20 protein-coding genes are annotated in these 20,954 nt (G+C 61.7%); 12 read left to right on the top strand and 8 right to left on the bottom strand.

Annotated elements, in window-relative coordinates; genetic code table 11:
* Nucleotides 1-40 precede the first annotated feature (40 nt).
* Nucleotides 41-5,524 (bottom strand): DUF4011 domain-containing anti-phage protein Hhe, encoded by a 5,484-nt coding sequence (hhe, locus tag AC4LE2_RS18555; protein ID WP_491827302.1) that lies wholly within the window; start codon nucleotides 5,522-5,524, stop codon nucleotides 41-43.
* A gap of 416 nt (nucleotides 5,525-5,940) precedes the next feature.
* Between hhe and AC4LE2_RS18550 the strand changes: the two genes are divergently transcribed.
* From AC4LE2_RS18550 to AC4LE2_RS18540, 3 genes are all read left to right on the top strand, one after another.
* Nucleotides 5,941-7,119, top strand: coding sequence for an HD-GYP domain-containing protein (locus tag AC4LE2_RS18550; RefSeq protein ID WP_491827300.1), 1,179 nt, complete (start codon nucleotides 5,941-5,943; stop codon nucleotides 7,117-7,119).
* Nucleotides 7,120-7,230: 111 nt separating this feature from the next.
* Nucleotides 7,231-8,115: a sugar nucleotide-binding protein gene (locus AC4LE2_RS18545; protein WP_491827298.1), complete on the top strand. Its 885-nt coding sequence runs from the start codon at nucleotides 7,231-7,233 to the stop codon at nucleotides 8,113-8,115.
* Nucleotides 8,108-9,037, top strand: a complete 930-nt coding sequence (locus tag AC4LE2_RS18540; RefSeq protein ID WP_491827296.1) for an NAD-dependent epimerase/dehydratase family protein — start codon at nucleotides 8,108-8,110, stop codon at nucleotides 9,035-9,037. The genes AC4LE2_RS18545 and AC4LE2_RS18540 overlap by 8 nt, the downstream gene beginning before the upstream one ends.
* A 13-nt stretch (nucleotides 9,038-9,050) precedes the next feature.
* Here AC4LE2_RS18540 and AC4LE2_RS18535 read toward each other — a convergent pair whose 3' ends face one another.
* The 5 genes from AC4LE2_RS18535 to AC4LE2_RS18515 all read right to left on the bottom strand — a co-directional run bounded on the left by AC4LE2_RS18535 (nucleotide 9,051) and on the right by AC4LE2_RS18515 (nucleotide 12,957).
* The gene (locus AC4LE2_RS18535; protein WP_491827294.1) at nucleotides 9,051-9,749 is read right to left on the bottom strand and encodes an OmpW/AlkL family protein; all 699 of its coding nucleotides are present in this window, start codon (nucleotides 9,747-9,749) and stop codon (nucleotides 9,051-9,053) included.
* 118 nt (nucleotides 9,750-9,867) lie between these two features.
* The gene (locus AC4LE2_RS18530; protein ID WP_491827292.1) at nucleotides 9,868-10,383 is read right to left on the bottom strand and encodes a DUF3299 domain-containing protein; all 516 of its coding nucleotides are present in this window, start codon (nucleotides 10,381-10,383) and stop codon (nucleotides 9,868-9,870) included.
* A 10-nt stretch (nucleotides 10,384-10,393) separates the two neighbouring features.
* On the bottom strand, nucleotides 10,394-11,659 hold the full coding sequence (locus tag AC4LE2_RS18525) for an ABC transporter permease (protein ID WP_491827290.1): 1,266 nt from the start codon (nucleotides 11,657-11,659) through the stop codon (nucleotides 10,394-10,396).
* The gene (locus AC4LE2_RS18520; RefSeq protein WP_491827288.1) at nucleotides 11,659-12,366 is read right to left on the bottom strand and encodes an ATP-binding cassette domain-containing protein; all 708 of its coding nucleotides are present in this window, start codon (nucleotides 12,364-12,366) and stop codon (nucleotides 11,659-11,661) included. Before AC4LE2_RS18520 ends, AC4LE2_RS18525 begins: the two co-directional genes overlap by 1 nt.
* A 3-nt stretch (nucleotides 12,367-12,369) precedes the next feature.
* Nucleotides 12,370-12,957, bottom strand: a complete 588-nt coding sequence (locus AC4LE2_RS18515; RefSeq protein ID WP_491827287.1) for a DUF2796 domain-containing protein — start codon at nucleotides 12,955-12,957, stop codon at nucleotides 12,370-12,372.
* 124 nt (nucleotides 12,958-13,081) lie between these two features.
* On the opposite strand from AC4LE2_RS18515, the gene AC4LE2_RS18510 reads away from it, so the two are divergent.
* Nucleotides 13,082-13,450: a hypothetical protein gene (locus AC4LE2_RS18510; RefSeq protein ID WP_491827285.1), complete on the top strand. Its 369-nt coding sequence runs from the start codon at nucleotides 13,082-13,084 to the stop codon at nucleotides 13,448-13,450.
* Here the strand turns inward: AC4LE2_RS18510 and trxA are convergent.
* A complete protein-coding gene (trxA, locus tag AC4LE2_RS18505; RefSeq protein ID WP_491827283.1) occupies nucleotides 13,444-14,316 on the bottom strand; it encodes a thioredoxin in 873 nt (290 codons plus the stop codon). The two genes, AC4LE2_RS18510 and trxA, sit on opposite strands and share 7 nt — an antisense overlap.
* Before the next feature lie 111 nt (nucleotides 14,317-14,427).
* Complete coding sequence (locus tag AC4LE2_RS18500) at nucleotides 14,428-14,886, bottom strand: YbaY family lipoprotein (protein ID WP_491827281.1); 459 nt, start codon at nucleotides 14,884-14,886, stop codon at nucleotides 14,428-14,430.
* A 148-nt stretch (nucleotides 14,887-15,034) separates the two neighbouring features.
* Here AC4LE2_RS18500 and nrdR point away from each other — a divergent pair, with 148 nt between their 5' ends.
* From nrdR to AC4LE2_RS18460, 8 genes are all read left to right on the top strand, one after another.
* Nucleotides 15,035-15,499: a transcriptional regulator NrdR gene (nrdR, locus tag AC4LE2_RS18495; RefSeq protein ID WP_491827279.1), complete on the top strand. Its 465-nt coding sequence runs from the start codon at nucleotides 15,035-15,037 to the stop codon at nucleotides 15,497-15,499.
* The gene (gene ribD, locus AC4LE2_RS18490; protein WP_491827277.1) at nucleotides 15,496-16,635 is read left to right on the top strand and encodes a bifunctional diaminohydroxyphosphoribosylaminopyrimidine deaminase/5-amino-6-(5-phosphoribosylamino)uracil reductase RibD; all 1,140 of its coding nucleotides are present in this window, start codon (nucleotides 15,496-15,498) and stop codon (nucleotides 16,633-16,635) included. Before nrdR ends, ribD begins: the two co-directional genes overlap by 4 nt.
* 21 nt (nucleotides 16,636-16,656) lie before the next feature.
* On the top strand, nucleotides 16,657-17,319 hold the full coding sequence (locus tag AC4LE2_RS18485) for a riboflavin synthase (protein ID WP_491827276.1): 663 nt from the start codon (nucleotides 16,657-16,659) through the stop codon (nucleotides 17,317-17,319).
* A gap of 14 nt (nucleotides 17,320-17,333) precedes the next feature.
* On the top strand, nucleotides 17,334-18,425 hold the full coding sequence (ribBA, locus tag AC4LE2_RS18480; RefSeq protein ID WP_491827274.1) for a bifunctional 3,4-dihydroxy-2-butanone-4-phosphate synthase/GTP cyclohydrolase II: 1,092 nt from the start codon (nucleotides 17,334-17,336) through the stop codon (nucleotides 18,423-18,425).
* 81 nt (nucleotides 18,426-18,506) lie between these two features.
* Entirely contained in the window at nucleotides 18,507-18,983 is a 477-nt protein-coding gene (ribH, locus tag AC4LE2_RS18475; protein ID WP_491827273.1) for a 6,7-dimethyl-8-ribityllumazine synthase, read from the top strand.
* The gene (nusB, locus tag AC4LE2_RS18470) at nucleotides 18,980-19,477 is read left to right on the top strand and encodes a transcription antitermination factor NusB (protein WP_491827272.1); all 498 of its coding nucleotides are present in this window, start codon (nucleotides 18,980-18,982) and stop codon (nucleotides 19,475-19,477) included. The genes ribH and nusB overlap by 4 nt, the downstream gene beginning before the upstream one ends.
* An 11-nt stretch (nucleotides 19,478-19,488) precedes the next feature.
* A complete protein-coding gene (gene thiL / locus AC4LE2_RS18465; protein ID WP_491828178.1) occupies nucleotides 19,489-20,454 on the top strand; it encodes a thiamine-phosphate kinase in 966 nt (321 codons plus the stop codon).
* Nucleotides 20,451-20,954, top strand: coding sequence for a phosphatidylglycerophosphatase A family protein (locus AC4LE2_RS18460; RefSeq protein ID WP_491827270.1), 504 nt, complete (start codon nucleotides 20,451-20,453; stop codon nucleotides 20,952-20,954). Before thiL ends, AC4LE2_RS18460 begins: the two co-directional genes overlap by 4 nt.

Here is a 20,954-nt window from a genome sequence, read left to right as displayed (position 1 = left end):
AATGGGTAGGTATTGCTTCATGACTATGGCGCGGGGCCTGTTATGCATGGCCCGCGATTAACGTGAGTACGTCATCCAGGAACCGACCTTCCACTGGGTCTGTGCCATCGCGCAGATAACCCGGCAACCGTTGCTGGAATTCCCCTCGGTCGGCTGGCTTGAATTCCAGCAACGCTTCCAGCATGGCAGGCCGTAGTAAGCGGCGGTTCAGGGCGGTGTCTGGCAAGGCTGGGCGAATGACCTGCTCCTCCAGATAAAGCAGCCTTTCCCGAAGGCTTGAGCCTGGTTCAGCGGCAAGCACCTCTGCGTGCTGCGCTTGCCGGGCGACTGTTTGCAGGATTACCTCCTGCTCCGCTGCTGCCTCTGCGTGCGCCTGCAGGGCTGGGTCGGTACGCAGGGTAGCGAGCTCTTGCAGCAGCGGTTCGAGTTGCAAGCGGGCATTACGGAACCAGTCCACGGACCAAATCCGCCGAATACGCCAGCCCAATTGCTCCAATACGCTTTGACGCAAGCGGTCTCGGTCGCGGACCGACTTCGCTGAATGGTACGCCGCCCCATCGCACTCCACGCCCATGAGGTAGCGGCCTGGCTGCCCAGGGTCACGCACCGCCAGGTCAATGAAGAAGCCCGCCACGCCCACCTGGGGTTCGCACTGGTAGCCGTGCCGTTCCAAGGCCTCGATCACGGCCACTTCGAAATCGCTGTCAGGCGCGCGATCGCTTTCGCGAATAGTCGGCATGCGCCCGGATTCCGCGAACAGCAAGAAGTCGCGCAGCGCCTGGACGCCTCGGCTGGAGGTGCCAGTGATCAACACATCACTGCCGGTGAAGGACGAGAACACCTGCATGCGCTTTTTCGAGCGCGTAAAGAGTACGTTCAGCCGACGCCAGCCATCACCACCGTTAATAGGCCCAAAGCGTTGAGGCACGCTGCCGCCGATCTCCAGGGGGCCATAGGTGGCCGAGATGTAGATCACGTCCCGCTCATCCCCCTGGACGTTCTCCAGGTTTTTGATGAACAGGGGTTCGGCCGAGGCCTCGCTACGCTCCCGCGCTGCCTGCAACGCAGGGTTTTGCTTGGCGAGTTGTTCCAGAGCGCGTTCGATCTGGTCCGCCTGCTTGAGGTTCATTGCAACCACGCCCAGGGACTCTTCCGGCCGATGCAGCAAGTGATGCTCAATGGCGTTGGCCACCAAGTCGGCCTCTTCGACGTTGCGCTGCTCGACGAATCGGCCATGGGCCACCTTGACGAACTTCACGCCAAATTCAGCAGACTCACGGTGTGGCGAGGGGTACACCACCAGATTGCCGTCATAGAAGGCCTTGTTAGAAAACGCGATCAGGCTTTCATGGCGCGAGCGGTAGTGCCACCGCAAGCGGCGCAATTTGAACAGCGGCATGGCGGCTTCGAGAATGCTCTCTGAGTCTTGCGCCAGTGAGAGTTCGTCGGTGTCCTCGTCATCGTCGCCGCCTTGGCGTGCGAAGAAGTTGGTAGGCGGCAGCTGTTTGGGGTCGCCCACCACCACCAGTTGAGCCCCTCGGGAAATAGCCCCCAGCGCTTCTTCCGGGCGCATCTGAGAGGCCTCGTCCATGACCACGATGTCAAAATGCACTTTGCCGGCAGGCAAGTACTGGGCTACGGCCATGGGCGACATCATGAAGCAGGGCTTGAGCCCTTGCAGCGCCTCGGCTGCTCGCAGCATGAGCGAACGAATCGGCTCATGGCGGGTTTTTTTGCTGGCCTCGTTCTTCAACAGCGCCAGTTGCGTGCGCTCTTTCACTTTGCCGGAGTTGTTGCCTTCAGGCACCGGGTGCTGGTCTATCTGCGCGGCCAATTGCTCACGCTGAAGCCTGGCCAGTTGGCTGTCGATGTCTGCAAACCGGGCACGAACAGCCTCCTGGCTTTTACCCGAAAACTGGCCAAGGGCCGGGTTGTCTTCGAGTAACTGCTTGGCCCATGCGTCCAGCAGGCCCAATTGGCACGCGTCCTGGGTGCGGTCGGCCGGGAGGGTTTTGTTCTCCACCGCCTGGATGACGGCTTCAAAACCTAGCTCAGCCAGCCGGTTGCGCAACCGGCGATACTCCAGCCAGTGCTCCAGAACGTCGTCGTTGTTCGCAGCCCATTGCAGCCGCTGCACACAACGCTCCAAGCGAGCCTGGTCCGTACTCAACCACCACTGCGCAGGCTCCAAGGCCGCAGACGTGCAGAACTGTTCAAAGCCTTCTCGCCACGCCTGAGCGGCGTCGGTCAACGCGCTGCCGTGCTCATGCCAGGCGGTAACTACCTGTTCTGCTTGCTTGGGCGTGCAGCCGAGCAGCCGGCCGACGAGCGCCGGAGTGACTGGCAAGCCCATGACAGGCCTGGCCAGGGCAAGGCTGTGGCGCCACTTCAATAGCAGTGCACCGGCTTGGGATGGGTTATCGAAGGTAAGGGCTGCTTCGCCGCTGAGGCTTTCGAGTACAGTGGTATTCTGCTGCTGCGCAGCTGCGCGCTCTTGCCAACGCTCGACGGTTTTGGTCAGTTCAGCAACGCGGCCCAGCGTGGGGCGTTGTTCGCTGATCAGCGGCAGGAGGTCATTAAGGGCGGTACCCAGCACCTGCACCAGGTGACGGTACAGCCCGTCGGCCGCGAGCAGGTCCTGGGATTGCAAGGCAAGGGCATCGAACGCAAGCAAGGCTTCTAACGCGGCGCGATGTTCGAGTACTCCGTCGAGGTACGCTTTGACCTGTGGGGCGGTGGTCAACGTCGCGTCCAGAACAGCTGCCTCCTCTGTGAGCAGGTACTCCGCTATCCAGACGGAGCCCCCAAAACCACGGCCGCAGGCTTCTCGCAACGCGCGGTACCAACCGCGCAGGGTGATAAGGCTGTCGGTGTCAGTGTGAACACCGTTGAAATGCTCACCGAGGCTATCGCGGTAAGCCTTGTGGTCGTTGAGTTGTGCGACTTGATGCGCATAGGCAATGCCATGTACCAAGGCCTCGCGGGCCGCAGTGAAGGTGACCCCTGGGCGGGTAAACGCCATCAGTTCCTTGCGCGCAGCCCGCCATGGGCCTTTGAGCCAACGGAACAGCGAGGGGTCGTCCAGTACGCGTTTCAGATCTTCCAGGCGGGTAGCGTCCGGCAAGCGCTCAAGGCTCAAGCCCTGGCTGGCCTGGTCTTGTGAGTGCTTGATGCGCTCGATGCGCACGCTCAGCTCGGGCAAGTGCTGGTCCAGCGCGGCCTCTTCAAAGCGTTTGTGCCGGTACTCAGCCAGCGACAATGGCATCTGCTGTAGCCACTCGAGCAACGACTTGAGTTTTTCAAGGCCTTGCTTGTCGGTCCCAAGTGAAGGGGCTACGCCACGTCGACCGATGGCCTGAAGCAAAGGGTGTAGCAGAACGGCCTCGTCGAGCACGGCTCGGGCCTGCTGTACCTGTTCCAGTAGGCTATTGAGCGAAAGGGCCGGGCTATCGTTGTGCTGACGGATGACAAGGCAGGCACGTTGCAGGGTGGCCAGTGCCTCAGGCGAAGTCACCGCCGCAGGCTGAAGAGCAGCGCCCAGCTCCACCTGCTGACGCATGAGCGCATCGGTTTCCTCCAGCCAGGCCTGCAAGTGGTCGCAGGTGGCCGCGTCAAGCCGCTGAATCAGTGTCCAGTCTTCGTCCCCTTTAGGCAGCGGCACCGCGACCAGCGCCACGGCCAGGTCCTGGAGCTGTGAAGGCGAGAGCGTGGCGATGCCTGGTGTGTCCAGGGCGGCGGCCACCTGGCTGCGTATTACCTCCAGCGTTTGCAAGGCTTCAATGGCGGCGTGCAGGTTCTCGAACAGCTCAGCCCGCTGCGGGCCATTCACGTGGGTAAGCGTAGAGCCGAACCAAGGGTGGGTTTCGAGATGGCCGGCTTGACCTGCTTCTTCAGCGGTACGGCTGTAGAGGTGGGCAAAGTAGCCTGCCTGTTCGCTGACCTGCCGAGTGTCCAGCTGCGCTGCGGCGGCAGGGTGGAAGTCAGCGGGCCGCACGCTCAGCGATTCGCGCAGTCGGGTCGCCTGCATCAATATCTGGTGGGCACTCAGGCCGGTGTTGGCGTAAGGCGCGTGCAGTTGCTGCACGTGGGTATTGAGTTGCTGTTTAAGCTGCTCGTAGTTGGCGATCAGTGCGTTCAGCTGCGCCGGCGCACGGTAGCTACCCCGGTTGCTGATGCGGGCCCCAATGCTGGAAGCGACGGCGCTCTTCTGGCTTTTATGACTGTGCAGCTCCAGGCAAAACTCCCCTAGCCCTGCGCGGGTCAGGCGGTTTTTCACCACCTCCAGGGCCGCTCGTTTTTCAGCCACAAACAGCACTTTCTTGCCCTGCGCCAACGCCGCCGAGATCATGTTGGTGATGGTCTGAGACTTACCGGTGCCCGGTGGCCCCTCGATCACCACGTCTTCTCCCCGCATAACGTCTACCAGTGCGCTGTGCTGCGAGCTGTCGGCGTCATCGATAAGGGGGTACTCGTGATGAACATCCTGGAGTTCGTCAATGGCGTATTCGGCACTGAAGCCGCTAGGGGGCGCCTCGGCCTGAGCCGCATCACCCAGGCCGATCAACCGCTGCACGAGGCTGTTCTGTAGCAGCGTCGTGTTCTTGGCCGGTTCCAGGTCCAGGTACATCATCAGCTTGCCGAACTCGAACAGGCCAAGCGAGGCGTAGCGGTGCAGCTTCCACTCCGGCTTGACCGTCAGCACGGTGGCCCGCACCTGCTCGAAATACGCTTCAGGCAGCACGTCGTCTGTGATCGCTGGCAACGCAATGCCAAAATCGCGGCGCAGTTTCTCGCGAAGCGACAGGTTGGTCAGAATGTCTTCGCCGGTGTGCACCACCTCGTAGTCAAAGGTGGCAGTCTTGGTGTTCAGCTTGCCCTTGTCCAGCCGAACGGGCAGCAGTATCAGCGGCGCCAGTCGGGTGCTGTGCTTGCCTATTACCGACTCGTCCCATTCCAGAAACCCGATAGCCAGGTACAGGATATTGGCACCGGTTTCGTCCAGCGACAGGCGCGCCTGGGTGTAGAGCAATTGCAGGCGTGCTTCGAGTTCAGAGGGGTAATACAGGGTTTGGATGGCGTCGTCGGTGTGCTTGCGGCCAGCGGCAGGTGCGGCTAGCGGCAGCTCATAGTCGATATTCATGCCCAGCACCTGCGCCCAGGCTTCTGCCGTAGGTGGCTTTTTAAGCTCAACGACGTTGCCGGTCTGTTCGTCACGGCACAGGTAACCGCGTTCAAGCAGTTGCTTCTCGGTAGGGTCAGGCACGGGCGCGAAGCGCATGGCCTGCTCGTCGGTCAGGGTTTCGAACAGGTGGTCGGGCAGTTCATCGATGATGCGCGCGAAACGCTTTGAGCGCGCATGCGAAAAATTCAGCAGGCGGTTTCGCGCGCTCAGGTCTAGCAAGCGGCTACGTAGTTTTTCCAGGCTCTCTGGGCTGGCCGCGGGTTCGTCCGGGCGTTCTCCTTCCACTTCACCTGTTCGTTCATCAGGGGAGGGCGGCGAGGAAATGTGCGATTGCTCTGTCATTGAGCGGGTCCATTACGTGCGGGAAGCGGATGCAGGCGGAGTTGTCGATAGAAGCGGCGGGGAAGGTGGGGGAGGAACCCGTGGCGAACAAGTGCGGAGTTGGCCTTTCCATGGTGTCTCGCGGCAAATCTGAACTGCGTTTTGGCTACAGTAGCGAGCCGTCAGGCTTGGGTAAAGCACGGCGGGGGCCAGCATGCGACGGTAATATCTTTTTGGACGAATGGCGTGCTAATTTCGAGGCCTTGCCCCATTCATTCTCTTGCTAAAGGCGCCATGAGTCGATCGCAACCACGTTGACCACACGCTAATGCCAGGCCATGCCCGAATAGCCATTTTACTGTTGAAAGTAGCCTTGGGCAGTTATGAAAAGGCGGCCCGCTGCCGATACAGCAGTTACGCACACTAGGCTGGTCATCATGCTCCGGAAGATACCCATCGCTGAACTGGCCGTAGGCATGTTCATTCACGAAGGCGTGGGGGACGGCATCACTCAGACCTTGTGGAAAACCGGTTTCAAGATCCAGCATCCGGTAGACCTGGCGCGCATTATGGCGGCCGGCATGACCGACGTGTACATCGACACGTCCAAGGGCATTGACGCCCCGCCACGCTTTATCATCGAGGCGCCTGCCCCGGTCAGCCTTGAGGAGGAGGTGAGCCGCGCCGTTGAGGTGTGTGCCCGTGCCAAGCGGGCCGTGGCCAGCATGTTTAATGATGCACGCTTGGGCAAGGCCGTTAGCGACGAAGCCGCGGTGGCCACAGTTGAAGAAATCAGCCTGTCGGTCATGCGTCACCCTCATGCCTTGATTAGCTTGGCGCGCCTCAAAACCGCTGATGAATACACCTACATGCACTCGGTCGCCGTGTGTGGCCTGATGGTAGGGCTGGCACGCCAGCTGGGTCATCCGCCAGCGTGGGTGCTGGAATCAGGCACGGCGGGCCTGCTTCACGATATCGGCAAGATAGCGATCCCCACTGAAATATTGGATAAGCCAGGCCGACTTGACGCCGCAGAGTACGCCATCGTGCGTAGCCACCCGGTACGTGGCGTGGAGATTCTCAGGCAAAGTGGCTTCCTGAACATCGCCGCCATTGATGTGTGTATGCACCACCATGAGAAGTTCGATGGCACGGGTTATCCCCATGGCCTGGCGGGTGAACAGATCAGCACCATGGCCCGTATGGGCGCCCTGTGCGACGTATACGACGCCATTACCTCTGTGCGCCCCTACAAACAACCCTGGAGCCCTGCCCACGCATTAAAGGAGATGGCTTCGTGGAAAGGGCATTTCGATAACCACCTGTTCCAGGCCTTCGTGCGCACCGTGGGGATTTACCCTGTAGGTGCGTTGGTGCGCCTGGCCAGTCAACGGTTAGGGCTGGTGATAGAGCAGAATAACGGTGCGCTCCTGGCCCCCAGGGTGCGGCTACTGCTTGACTGCAAGCGCCGGCAACTGCTTGCGCCCACAGAGATCGACCTGACGACAGGGGAGGACCGTATCGTCGGAATCGAGACCGCCGAGGCATGGGGGTTGCGCGATCTGGAGGCCGTCTGGTCTGGCATGGCGATGCCGCGTTACCCTCTGTTCAGTTAGGTCGCCCCAAAACACGCCTCCAGGGGTGACGAATGCCCCATAAACCCGCAAAATGGCCAGTCGTGCGTGGTATCGCCACGCGACACCCTTTGGATTGGACCTGTTTAATCTATGCGAATGCGCCTACTGCTGTTGGGCGGCGATAGTGCCCTTGGTCAGGCGCTGATCCGTCTGGGGAGAGAAGAAGAAATCGACTTCCTCGCGCCCTCTGCGCCGGAGACGGGCTGGACTGCCTCAAGCGTGACCCAGTGCCTCGATGAGGCCCGCCCCGATGTGCTGGTTAACCTGGCCTACTACTTCGACTGGTTCCAGGCCGGTGAGGTAAACGAGGCTCGCTTTGTCGATCAGGAGCAGGCAGTCGAACGCTTGGCCGAGCTGTGCGAGCACCACGGCATGGTATTGGTCCAACCGTCGAGCTACCGAGTGTTCGACGGTGCGCGAGCGACTGCCTACAGCGAAAAAGACGAACCCTTACCCTTGGGGCTGCGTGGCCAGGCATTGTGGCGTATCGAGCAAAGCGTGCGCGCCAATTGCCCGCAGCACGTGTTGCTGCGCTTCGGCTGGCTGCTGGACGACAGCCATGAAGGCGTGCTGGGGCGCTTCCTTCGGCGTGCTGAAACCACAGAGCACGTTCTGTTGGCGGATGACCGGCGCGGAAACCCCACGCCGGTAGACGATGCCGCGCGAGTGATACTGTCCGTGCTCAAGCAACTGGACTGCGCCGCGCCGTTATGGGGCACATACCACTACGCAGGCAACGAAGCCACAACGGCGGTTGCCTTGGGCCAGGCCATTCTGACCGAGGCGGCAGGCTTGAGTGAGCTAAGGGTGCAAGCGCCTACCCCCCAGGCGCACGCTGCGCTTGCGGATGCACTCGAAGAACCGCAACATGCGGTACTGGCCTGCAAGAAAATCCTTCACACCTTCGGTATCAAGCCTCGTGCCTGGCGCACCGGGGTGCCTGCCCTGTTGCAACGGTACTACCGCCATGACTGAACGCCCCATCCTGATCACGGGAGGCGCCGGCTTCATCGGCTCGCACCTGGCAGACGCGCTGTTGGCGCGAGGTCACTCGGTGCGTGTGCTGGATAACCTCTCGACGGGCAAGCGTGCCAACCTGCCATTGTCTAACCCCCGTCTTGAGCTACGGGTAGGCGACGCTGCCGACCCCCAGCTTATGGCTGAGGTGGTACAGGGCTGTAGTGCGGCAGTTCACTTGGCAGCGGTGGCTTCGGTACAGGCCTCGGTAGACAACCCCGTGGCAACCCACCAGAGTAATTTTGTAGCCACGCTGAACCTGTGCGAAGCCCTCCGCGCCAACGGCGTCAAGCGCGTGCTTTTTGCGTCCAGTGCGGCAGTGTATGGCAATAACGGCGAAGGCCAGGCAATCGATGAAGGCCTGCCAAAGGCCCCGCTCACCCCCTATGCGGTGGATAAGCTGGCCAGCGAGCAGTACTTGGATTTCTACCGTCGTGAGCATGGGCTGGAGCCCGTAGTGTTCCGTTTTTTCAATATCTACGGCCCGCGCCAAGACCCCTCTTCCCCGTACTCCGGCGTCATCAGCATCTTTGCCCAGCGGGCACAGGCTCAGCGGCCCATTACCGTATTTGGTGATGGGGAGCAGACCCGAGATTTCTTTTACGTCGAAGACCTGGTGGGCCTGCTGGTACAAGCCCTGGAGGCCCCCGAGGCGCACCCTGGCCCGTTCAACGTGGGGCTGAATCAGGCTATTTCGCTTAACCATCTGTTGGCGGCACTGGCAACCGTAGTGGGGGCGTTGCCGTCGATTACCCACCAGCCACCGAGGGCAGGGGATATCAAGCACTCACGCGCCGACAATCATCAGTTGCTGGCGCATTTTGTGCTCGACGAGGTTACGCCGTTGGAAGAGGGCCTGCGGCGCTTGCTGGGGCGTTGATTCTGAACGGGGTTTAGAACCTATACCCTAGCCCTACCATGTATACCCATGGGTCCACGTCGACGTTGACCTTGGTACGGCCCACGCCCAGGGCCGTCGGCCCGTCTATGCTGGCCTTGGTATTGATGTCTGCGTACCACACGGCGGCGTTGAGCATCAGGTGGTCATTGAGCATGTAGTCCACGCCCACCTGACCGGCCAGGCCGATGGAATCCTGCAGCTTGAAGTTGCTGAAGCCTTGGGCCTTGCGCTCGCTACTCAGGTCTTCATCGAAAAACAGCGTGTAGTTCACGCCAATCCCGGCGTAAGGCTGGAAGCGCGAGTTCGGTGCCATGGGGTAGTACTGAACGCTGAGGGTGGGAGGCAGTTGGCGAATGTCGCCCAGCTTGCCGTCGAGCCCATCGATGCCAGTGGCTGCGCTGATGCCTTTAACCCCTACCCGGTGCTGAAAGGGTGTGGCGGCCAGCAACTCGATGCCTACGTGGTCGGTCAGCATATAAGCCAAAGCCAGGCCTAGCTGGGTATCGCCGTCCAGGGTAGCGCGGGTACCGCTAACCCGTGCCCCGTCGAGTTTCAGCTCCCCGCTGTCCTCGGCCGGTGACACCTTGGCGGCGCCCGCACGGATGATGAAGTCCCCGGCCTGGTGAGCGAAGGCGGCCGGCGTTGCTAGCGCCAGCCCCAGCAGCGCGGCACTCAATACAGACGTTTTCATGACAGCTCCATTGGTAAATGAACAATGGTTCAATCCTGAACGTGTACCAAGGGCACTCTATTGATCTGGGTCAGTAAACGCCGGCGGCAGGGGTGCGACCTGCTGCCACACCGGCCGCTCAATCAGGCAGCTCGTAGGCGAAGATTTTTTCGCCTTCCAGCTGGTACCCGGCCTCTGCCAACTCGCTGCTGGTGGACTTGACCTGCAGCTTGCCTTCGACCCAGTACGGCTGGTACAGCTCGTCGACCTTGACGCCAGCCTCCGTCACCACATGCACGATCTGGTTCGATGGGGGCGGTGGCACATGAATGCAGGCCCCGTAGTAAGGAACGAGCAGAAAGTCTGTGGTGCGGCCGTCCTCGCCTACTTCCAGAGGAACGATATAGCCCGGCAAGCGTACTTGCTGGCCGTCCAGCGCGGCGACCACAGGCGCGTGAGGGGCGACTTGATGCGCTGCTGGCGCTGCCTCTGCCAGCCCCGTGCCTAACGTGGACAGGTCGTGCATGGGGGTAAGCACTGGGGCGATCTTCGGCGCGTCGGGCGGCACTAACGCCTCCCAGGTCAAGACCTGCACCGGCACCGCATTCGCAACGCCGGCGAACGTCAGCAGGGCAGTCATCAGCAGCGCACGCATGGAAGCCTCCTCACAAGTGAACCGTCAGGCCGTCAGCCAGTGATTGCCGGTAAGCCCGCCAGGCAGGAAGCGCCCCGATCAACAACGCGGCCACCAATACCAGTGCCAGTAGGCGCCACTCGTAGGCACTGGGTAACGCCAGCGGCAAGTAAAGGCCGTAGCTGGCCTGTACATAGCCTTGGCTGGCGGCAATACCCACATACAGTAGCGCTATCCCGGCCCCGATGCCGGCCAGGGCCATGGCGCCGGCTTCAGCAATCAGCAGCACTGCAATCTGCCAGGGCCTGGCGCCGACTGAGCGCAAGATGGCCATTTCTCTTCGGCGTTCGTTCAGGCTGGTCAGAATCGCCGTTAACATTCCGATCAGCCCGGTGAGCACTACAAACAGCGAGACGACGAACAACGCCTGCTCAGCGGTGCCCATCAGGCTCCATAGCTCTTGCAACGCCACCCCTGGCAAGATGGCCAGCAGCGGCTCGTCCAGGTATTCGTTGATTTCCCGCTGCAGCGCAAAGGTGGTCACCCGGTTGTTCAAGCCCACCAACATGGCGGTAATCGCACTGGGCGTCAGGTCCATGGCACGGGCCTGGTCCGCGCTGATCCGTGCGGCGCCTCGCGCGGGCATGCCGTTATGCCAGTCCACGTGGATCGCCTCCATACCCGCCAAACTGATATGCAGTGTGCGGTCCACAGGGGTGCCGGTACGCTTGAGAATACCGACCACTGTGAAGGGTTTATCGTCGTGCTTGACCAAGCTGATGGTCGCGACCCCGTGAGCCAGTACCACCTTATCCCCTAAGGTGTAATGCAGCGCATCCGCCACCTCGGCGCCTAGCACCACTTCGAACGGGTCGTCGGCGAAGGGGCGGCCTTGAGCTAAGGCCAAGGCCTGGCCGCGACCGTAGTGATAATGCTCGAAGTAATTGTGATCAGTGCCCATGACTCGGTAACCACGGTGGGAGTCGCCCAGTGAAATGGGAATGGTCCATTTCACCCTGGGGTCGTGGGCGTAATGCTGATAACTGCTCCAGAGGATGTTATTGGTGGCATTACCGATCCGGAACACCGAATACAGCAACAGGTTGATGGAGCCCGAACGCGCGCCGACTACCAGGTCTGTACCGCTGAGGGTGCTGGCAAAGCTGGCGCGCGCCTCTGTACGCACGCGCTCTACCGCCAGCAGCAGGCACACGGACACGGCTATGGCAAAGGCGGTAAGCGCAGCGGTGAAGCGGCGGTTGGCGATGCTCGCCAGGGCCAGGCGTAACAAAGGCATCAAGCCCCCGAAGCGCGGACGGCGCGGTTAAGGTCTGCAAGGGAGACGGAGCGGTCGAACAGCGGCGCCAGGCTTTGGTCATGGCTGACGAACAGCAAGCCTGCGCCTGCAGCCTGACACTCTTCGAACAGCAACCGTAAAAACGCCTCCCGCGCATCAGTGTCCAGGGCAGAGGTAGGCTCGTCGGCGATCACCAGCTCCGGCTGGCCAATCAGCGCACGGGCCGCAGCTACGCGTTGTTGCTGGCCAATGGAAAGGGCATCGGCACGTCGCCCCCATAGTTCGGCGGGCAATCCAAGGTGACTTAGCAGCGTCTGCGCAGCCTTTACCAAGCTGCCATGACGGTGCTGTGCCCGGCCTGCACGCACCGGTGAGAAACGGCATGGCAACAGCACGTTGTGTTCGACGGAGAGGAACGGTAGCAGGTTGAACTGCTGGAAGATGTACCCGGTATGGTCCACCCGGAAACGATCCCGAGCGCCTTGGCGCAACTGGGCCAGGTCCTGACCGAGCAAACGCACGTGGCCACGGCCGGGCAGTTGGACACCACCCAGCAGGCCTAGCAAGGTAGTTTTACCGCTGCCGCTAGGCCCACGCAGGAACAGGCTTTGGCCGACCTCCAGGCGCAGCTCAGGCAGGTCCAGTAATTCTGCCTGGCCGGGCCAGGCGAAGCCTACGTCATGCAGTTCGATCAGCGCCGCAGGCATGGCTTAGAACGCCACCGCGCTGTCAGCGGGCGTCACCTCGTGACCTGCCTGCCCATTCGGGGTAATCGCTTGCACCACCAGCTTGTGGGTAGCGGGGAAGGTGCTGAAGAAGCGCCCAAGGTCCAACCCCTTCAGGGCATCGGGGTTGGCGCAGGTGAACTGAAAATGCCCGTCCACGTCGCTGTGTTCGTGGTGTGCGCCTTCGCCCTCATGGTCACCGTGATCGTCATGGCCTGCAGGCTGCGCGCTGGCATTGCCGAACAGCGGGCTTTGCACATCTGCCTTGGCCACGGTGCACTTGGCGGCGGCGGGTAGGCTGAACAGCTCCAGGGGTGCGCTCAATTGAGCGCGGGCTTTAGCAATAGCTGCACGGTCGGCGTCGGTGGCCGCCGCATGTTCAAAGCCCACCAGGTTCATGGCAGGGCTGTCCAAGTCCAGCGCCAGGGTGTTGCCGTCCAAGGCCACATCGAGCCGCGCCGTGCCGTGTTCATGAGGGGGCAGGCTGCCATGGGCATGAGCGGTCTCGGCTGCGATAGCGGAGTGCATGAACGGGATCAGGGCTAAGGTAAGGGCAAGCAGGCGAGGGCGCATAGGGAAGTCCATTGGGCGTTATTTTGGTTATGTTATAACGATTATAGGGCGAAGGCCAGGCCAGACCTGCACGCGTTTGTCGGTGCTCATGGTAAGGTTCGCCAAGCGCTCACGAGGTGAAAGGATGATCAGAATCACGGGCAAGCTTGGCCCATGGCCAGTGGACTTGAATATTGAGATGGCGCCTGACGACTGGGCCAACCTTCGGCTGGCGGTGGAGCGCTCCGAGGCCCACGCCGCAGTAGAGGCTAAAAGCCAAGAGCATCCATCGCCGCCACACGCCGCCCCTAACGATGCCTTATGGCAAAGCGCGCTGGCGCTGCTCAAAAGCGCCGGGCAAGTGAGTGGGCCTACATTGTTCGAGCAGTTGGAAGGGCTGGCAGGAAGCCCCGCTGCAGGCAAGCGGCTGCTTGTACGGTTGCGCCACTGCGAGCAGGTAAGGGTAGTGAGCGGCACTGACGCACCGCTCTATACCTGGAAGCAGGCTCAGTAGAGCACAGCGAACAGCTTGCGCCGGTAAGTCGTTACCAGTGGGTGGTCGTTGCCTAGCAGTTCGAACACTTGCAGCAGGGTCTTGTGTGGCAAGCCTTCGTTATAGCTGCGATTGCGCTGGAACAATTTAAGCAGCGCGTCCAGGGCCGCTTCGTACTGCTGTCGCGCCAGTTGCCGAACGGCCAGTTGATAGGCTGCTTCGTCGTCACCGGGGTTTTGTGCAAGGCGGCTTTTCAAGTCGGCAGCGTCAGGCAGCTCGCCAGCTTGCCGCAAGAATGTCAGCTGAGCTTTGGCGCCTGCCAGTGCAGCCTTATGCTCATCGCCTGTTACGGCATTGAGCACGTCTTCGGCCTCGCTTAACGCACCGCGTTCTGCCAGGCAGCGGGCATAGAGAATCAACGCGCCTGCATTGCTGTTATCCGCGCTGAGCAAGGCTTGCAGCGCGGCTTCTGCTTCACCGAAGCGGCCTTCAGCGAACAGCGCTTGGGCGTGTTCGTACGGGTCGGCCGCCACGGGCGCGGGCTCGCTCACATGCGGCTCAAGCATGGCCCGAATAGCGGATTCAGGTTGGGCCCCGGCGAAGCCGTCTACCGGTTGGCCATCTTTGAACAGCACGACCGTAGGCAAGCTGCGTACGCCAAGCATTGCGGTCACCTGTTGCTCCGCGTCGCAGTTCACTTTAGCCAGCAGCAACTGGCCCTGGTAACCCTCGGCGATTTTCTGCAGCACGGGCATCAGTGCCTTGCAGGGGGCGCACCAGTCGGCCCAGAAGTCCACCAGCACGGGTGTAGTAAAAGACGCCTGGATCACCGACTGTTCAAAATCCGCGTCGGTGGCGTCGAAGATGTACGGAGTATCCTGACTCATGGTGAATCTCTAAAAAGGCAAGGTTAGCGACACTATAAAGGCTGTTGGCGTGCCCTGAAAGTGATCGCCCATGGGGCACCGCCTCTCTTGAAGCACAGAGGCGTGTGGTAGTCAGGGCGCCTTGGTCATGTCCAGATTGCCCAGGTTTTGCGTGGTAGGGCCGCCGATTTGCCGGGGCACCAAGTGCAGAATCAACTGCCCTGACTGGCTCGCCCGCCCTCGCAATTCAACCTTGGCATTCTGCGGGAACGCATCAGGGTTGAAGCGTAGGCGGAACGGCAGCCCCCGGCCTGTTCCGGCCAGGGTGGTATTGGCCAGCAGCTGCTGGGGCCGCCCTCGCTCGTCGACCACCAGCAACGCCAACTCGACTTCCGCGCCCTGAGGGACCGCCTCAAGGGTTCCACTGAGCTCTCGCTGGTAGGCCGGCAAGGGGCCCAAGGGCTCAGGGTCGCGAATATCTGGCGCCGGGGCCTTGGAGGCAACAGGGGGCGGAGCGGGTTTTGGCGGCTCGCCCGCGCACGCGGCAAGTACGCCAAGGCAGCAGAGCAAGGCAAGTGAACGTAGGGTCATGAAGGGCCTGTTCCTGTAGGCATGTCGGGTTGCGTCATCGCGCAAGGCCTGTATACCGTAAAGCCTGGGCCATGTCTCGCGGGCAAGGCTGTGTCTCGGCCGGGCGATGCGCTAACATTGGCGTCCATTTCTAACCATGCCGGCTGCCATGCACTGTCCCTTCTGCGGTGCCAACGATACCAAAGTCATCGATTCGCGCCTGGTTGCCGAGGGCGAACAGGTGCGCCGTCGTCGCGAATGCGTGGCTTGCGGTGAGCGTTTCACTACGTTCGAAACCGCTGAGTTGGTACTGCCTCGCCTTATCAAGCAAGACGGCAGTCGGCAGCCCTTCGACGAAGAAAAACTACGCGCGGGCATGCAGCGGGCGCTGGAAAAACGCCCGGTCAGCATCGAGCGGCTTGAAGCGGCGCTGGGCCATATCAAAGGGCAGCTACGCGCCACCGGTGAGCGGGAAGTCAAATCCCTGGTAGTAGGAGAGCTGGTCATGGCCGAGCTGCGCAAACTCGACGAGGTGGCCTATATCCGCTTTGCATCGGTGTACCGCCGCTTCCAGGCGCTGGATGAGTTTCGCGAAGAGCTCGACCGCCTCGCTCGGGAGCCCGTCGTCAAATGACCGATTGTCGCCAAGACGCGCTGGATCACCGCTTCATGGCCCGGGCCCTGGAGCTGGCCCGCCAAGGGCTCTATTCCACGGACCCAAACCCTCGCGTGGGCTGTGTGATCGCCCAAGGCGACAACCCGGTGGGGGAGGGCTGGCATGTGCGCGCTGGCGAGCCCCACGCTGAAGTGCACGCGCTACGCCAGGCAGGAGAAGCAGCACGGGGCGCTACCGCCTACGTCACGCTGGAACCCTGCAGCCACCATGGGCGTACCCCGCCTTGCGCCGACGCCTTGCTGGCCGCTGGGGTAGGGCGCGTGGTCGCTGCCATGCGCGACCCTAACCCGCACGTCGCCGGCCAAGGCCTGGCGCGCCTGGCGGCAGCGGGTATCGCAGTGCAGGTAGGGGTTGCCGAAGCCGAAGCAAGGGCCCTTAATCCGGGGTTTATCAAACGCATGGAGCAGGGCTTGCCCTGGGTCCGCGTCAAGTTGGCCATGAGCCTGGACGGCCGAACTGCCATGGCCAATGGTGAAAGCCAATGGATCACGGGCCCGGCCGCCCGCAGTGCAGTACAACGGCTAAGGGCGCGCTCCAGCGTAGTACTCAGCGGTGCCGATACCGTGCTCATGGACGGTGCCCGCCTTACGGTACGCCCTTCGGAGCTAGGTTTGTCTGAGCCGTTGCTCTCCCTGGCAGCTGGGCGGCCTCCACTGCGCGTAGTGATCGATGGACGCCTTCGCGTGCCTACCGAAGCGCCTTTTTTTGCGGCGGGCCCCTCGTTGGTGGTGTGTGCTCAGCCGCCGGCCAGCACCTTAGGGTATGAGGCCGTGGGCGCAGAAGTGATATCAGTGCCTGGCAAGCAGGGGCGGGTGGCCCTGGCCCACCTGCTGAGTGAGCTGGCCCGGCGTGGTGCCAATGAAGTACTGGTAGAGGCAGGCCCGCGATTGGCTGGCGCGTTTGCGCAGGCCGGGTTGGTGGACGAGTACCACCTTTTCATGGCGGGGCTGTTTCTGGGGTCGAGTGCGCAGCCGCTGTTGGAGTGGCCACTGGCCCACATGGCGCAAGCCCCTCGCCTAACGATCAAGCACATGCGCGCGGTAGGCGACGACTGGCACCTCATTGCCGTGCCGGCGCCTGCCGGGCCCGTATAATTTCCGCTTCACGGAGGTTCCATGTTCACTGGCATTATCGAATCCATTGGCAGCATCCGCGCCCTTACCCCAAAAGGGGGTGACGTGCGCGTTCACGTTCACACCGGCAAGCTGGACCTAACCGACGTGAAGCTGGGCGACAGTATTGCGGTAAGCGGTGTGTGCCTGACGGCCGTTGAGCTGCCCGGTGATGGTTTCTGGGCAGACGTAAGCCGCGAAACCCTCGATTGCACTGCGTTCAGTGACCTCAAGGCCGGTAGCCTGGTAAACCTTGAAAAAGCCCTGACACCCAGCAGCCGGCTAGGCGGGCACCTGGTAAGTGGTCATGTCGATGGCGTGGGTGAGATCGTTGCGCGCAACGAAAACGCTCGGGCCGTGCAGTTCAAGGTGCGTGCCCCCAAGGCCCTCGCCCGGTACATCGCTCATAAGGGTTCGATCACCGTAGATGGCACCAGCCTCACCGTGAATGCGGTCGATGGCGCCGAGTTCGAACTCACCATTGTTCCCCACACCTTGGCCGAGACCATCATGGCCGACTACCGCCCTGGCCGTCGCGTGAACCTGGAGGTAGACCTCCTTGCCCGCTACCTGGAGCGGCTACTGATGGGCGATAAAGCCGCCGAACCTGGTCACGGTGGTATCACTGAAGGTTTCCTGGCCGCCAATGGCTACCTGAACACATAGAAGGGGGCTGCCGCGTGGCGCTCAATACGATCGAAGAGCTGGTGGAGGATATCCGCCAAGGCAAGATGGTCATCCTGATGGATGACGAAGACCGCGAGAACGAAGGCGACCTGATCATGGCAGCCGAATGCTGCCAGGCCGAGCACATCAATTTCATGGCGCGCTACGCCCGTGGCTTGATTTGCATGCCAATGACCCGTGAGCGCTGCGAAACCCTCAAGCTGCCCTTGATGGCGCCGCGTAACGGGTCAGGTTTCGGTACCAAGTTCACGGTGTCCATCGAGGCCGCCGTAGGCGTGACCACGGGCATCTCGGCGGCTGACCGTGCGCGTACCGTGCAAGCGGCTGCCGCCAGGGACGCGGTGGCAGAAGACATCGTCAGCCCAGGGCATATTTTCCCGTTGATGGCGCAGCCCGGTGGCACCCTTGCCCGTGCCGGGCACACCGAAGCGGCCTGCGACCTTGCGCGCATGGCAGGCTTTGGCCCGGCCGGCGTGATTTGCGAGGTGATGAACGACGACGGCACGATGTCGCGGCGCGCCGAGCTGGAAGCCTTCGCCCATGAGCATGGCATCAAGATTGGTACCATCGCCGACCTGATTCACTACCGCATGATCCACGAGCGCACCGTTCAGCGGATTGCCGAGCAGCCTTTGGACAGTGAGCTGGGTCAGTTCAACCTGGTGACCTACCGTGACTCCGTCGAGGGCGATGTGCACATGGCACTGACCTTGGGTCAGATCCATGCCGAGCAGCCGACCCTGGTGCGTGTGCACAACATGGACCCGCTGCGGGACCTCTTGATGGTGCGTCAGCCTGGGCGCTGGAGCCTGCGGGCAGCCATGAGTACCGTGGCCCAGGCTGGCAGTGGCGTAGTGCTGTTGCTGGGGCATGCGCCAGACGGGGATGCCTTGTTGGCGCACATTCGCGAAACCACTGAGCACCTGCCTGTGAAAAAGCCCACCACCTACAGTATTGTCGGCGCCGGCTCGCAGATCCTGCGCGACCTGGGGGTGCGCAAAATGCGCCTGATGAGTTCGCCAATGAAATACAACGCGATATCCGGATTCGATCTGGAAGTTGTAGAATACTTGCCTTCCGAATAAACGGCGCGTTGCGCCTGCTTTGGGCTTTACTTACCTACAGGCCGCTGCATGCGGCCTGGCTCTTTAATACGAGATCGCCGAATGACCCTCAAGACCATCGAAGGTACCTTCATTGCCCCCCAAGGGCGCTTTGCACTGGTGGTGGGGCGCTTTAACAGCTTTGTTGTAGAAAGCCTGGTCAGTGGCGCGGTAGATGCCCTGGTTCGCCACGGTATCAACGAAAGCGATATCACCGTCATCCGTGCCCCTGGCGCCTTCGAAATCCCTTTGGTCGCTCAAAAAGTCGCCCAGCGTAGCGAGTTCGACGCCATTATCGCCCTCGGTGCAGTGATCCGCGGCGGCACCCCGCATTTTGAATACGTGGCGGGTGAGTGCACCAAAGGCCTGTCTCAGGTCTCCATGGAGTTCGGCGTGCCTGTCGCGTTCGGTGTGCTCACCGTAGATTCCATCGAGCAGGCCATCGAGCGTTCGGGTACCAAGGCGGGTAACAAAGGTGCCGAGGCAGCATTGTCTGCACTGGAAATGGTTAGCCTGCTGGCGCAGTTGGAGGCCAAGTGATCAACGATCAGAACGAGGCGTTCAACCCACGGGAACCCAAGGACCCTGCCGTCGCCAAGAGCAAAAGCGCCAAGCGGCGTGAAGCGCGCAAAATGGCAACGCAGGCCTTGTACCAGTGGCACATCGCTAAGCACTCGCTGAACGAAATCGAAGCACAGTTCCGCGTGGACAACGACTTTAGCGACGTCGACGGCGCCTACTTCCGTGAGTTGCTCCATGGGGTGGCCACCCACCGCACGGAAATCGACGACGCGCTCAAGCCCTGCATGGAGCTGACGCTCGAAGAGCTCGATCCCGTAGAGCTATGCGTGCTGCAGTTATCCACCTTCGAGTTGCTCAAGCGGATCGATGTACCCTACCGCGTGGTGATCAACGAAGGCATCGAACTGGCCAAAATCTATGGCGCTACAGACGGGCACAAGTTCGTCAACGGCGTACTGGATAAACTAGCGCCTACGCTGCGAGCGCCGGAAGTCAAGGCGCACAAGCGCTAGGCGCCGTGGCGCTGTCGGAGTTCGAGCTGATCCGCCGCTTCTTTGCGGCGGCAGCTTGTGCGCGCCAGCATGAAGGGGTGGCGCTGGGCATCGGCGATGATTGTGCCTTACTGGCGCCCGCGCCAGGTGAGCAACTGGCCGTCTCCACCGACACGCTGGTAGAAGGGGTGCATTTCCCGCATCACGCGCCACCCTTCGAACTTGGCCAGCGTACCCTCGCGGTGGCTGCCAGTGACCTGGCCGCCATGGGCGCTACACCTATAGGGTTTACCCTGGCGCTAACGCTACCCCAGGTAGACGCCCAGTGGCTGGAGGCCTTTTCCCATGGTCTGGATGCCATGGCCCAAGCCTGTGGCTTAGCCTTGGTCGGGGGCGATACTACCCGTGGCCCGCTTAGCCTCACCGTGACGGTATTCGGTACCGTACCGGCAGGCATGGCCCTGACCCGCGCAGGCGCCAAGCCAGGCGATCTCTTATGCGTGGGCGGTAATCTCGGCGACGCCGCCGGGGCGTTGCCCTTGGTACTGGGCCAGCGTGATGCCCCGCCCGATGTTGCGCTACCCCTACTGTCTCGCTATTGGTCCCCCCGTCCGCAATTCGCCCTTGGCCTCGCGCTGCGAGGGCTGGCCAGTGCCGCGCTAGACATCTCCGATGGGTTGCTGGCCGACTGTGGTCATATCGCGGCGGCCTCAGGGGTGTCATTGCAGATAGAACGATCACGCCTACCGGTGTCAGATGCCTTGCACCAGTTCGCGGGGCCGCTCGCCGCAGTCCACGCCGCACTGTGTGGTGGCGATGACTATGTACTGGCGTTCACAATGCCCCTGGCGCACGAACAGCGTCTGCGTCAGAAAGGGCACGTTTTTTACGTGATCGGCCAGGTTACCCGCGACGAAGGTGTATACCTGTTGGATGAACAAGGCCGGGACATCACCCCACGGCAGCGGGGCTATCAACATTTTCAGGAGCAACCGTGACAGACCATCCCAACCAGGTACCCGCGGAGTTCGTTCCCCCTTCGGTGTGGCGTAACCCGTGGCATTTCCTGGCCTTCGGTTTTGGCTCAGGGACCTTGCCCAAGGCGCCCGGCACTTGGGGGTCCATGGTCGCAGTGCCGTTCATTCCGCTGTGGCAGATGCTACCGGACTGGGGGTATTGGCTAATGCTCGGCATCACCATGTTGTTCGGCTTCTGGCTGTGCGGCAAGGTGGCCGACGATTTACGGGTACACGACCATGAAGGCATCGTCTGGGATGAAATGGTCGGCATGTGGATCACCTTATGGCTGGTGCCAGAAGGCTGGTACTGGCTATTGGTGGGCTTTCTGGTGTTTCGGTTCTTCGACATCCTCAAGCCCTGGCCCATTCGCTGGATCGACCGCCACGTACACGGCGGTGTCGGCATCATGCTTGATGACGTGTTAGCAGGCGTGTTCGCCTGGCTGGCGATGCAAGGGCTTGTTGTGGTGTTCACGTAA

It is taken from the genome of Pseudomonas sp. 9.3L, from assembly GCF_058536285.1.
This window is presented reverse-complemented; position numbering and strand designations above follow the sequence as displayed.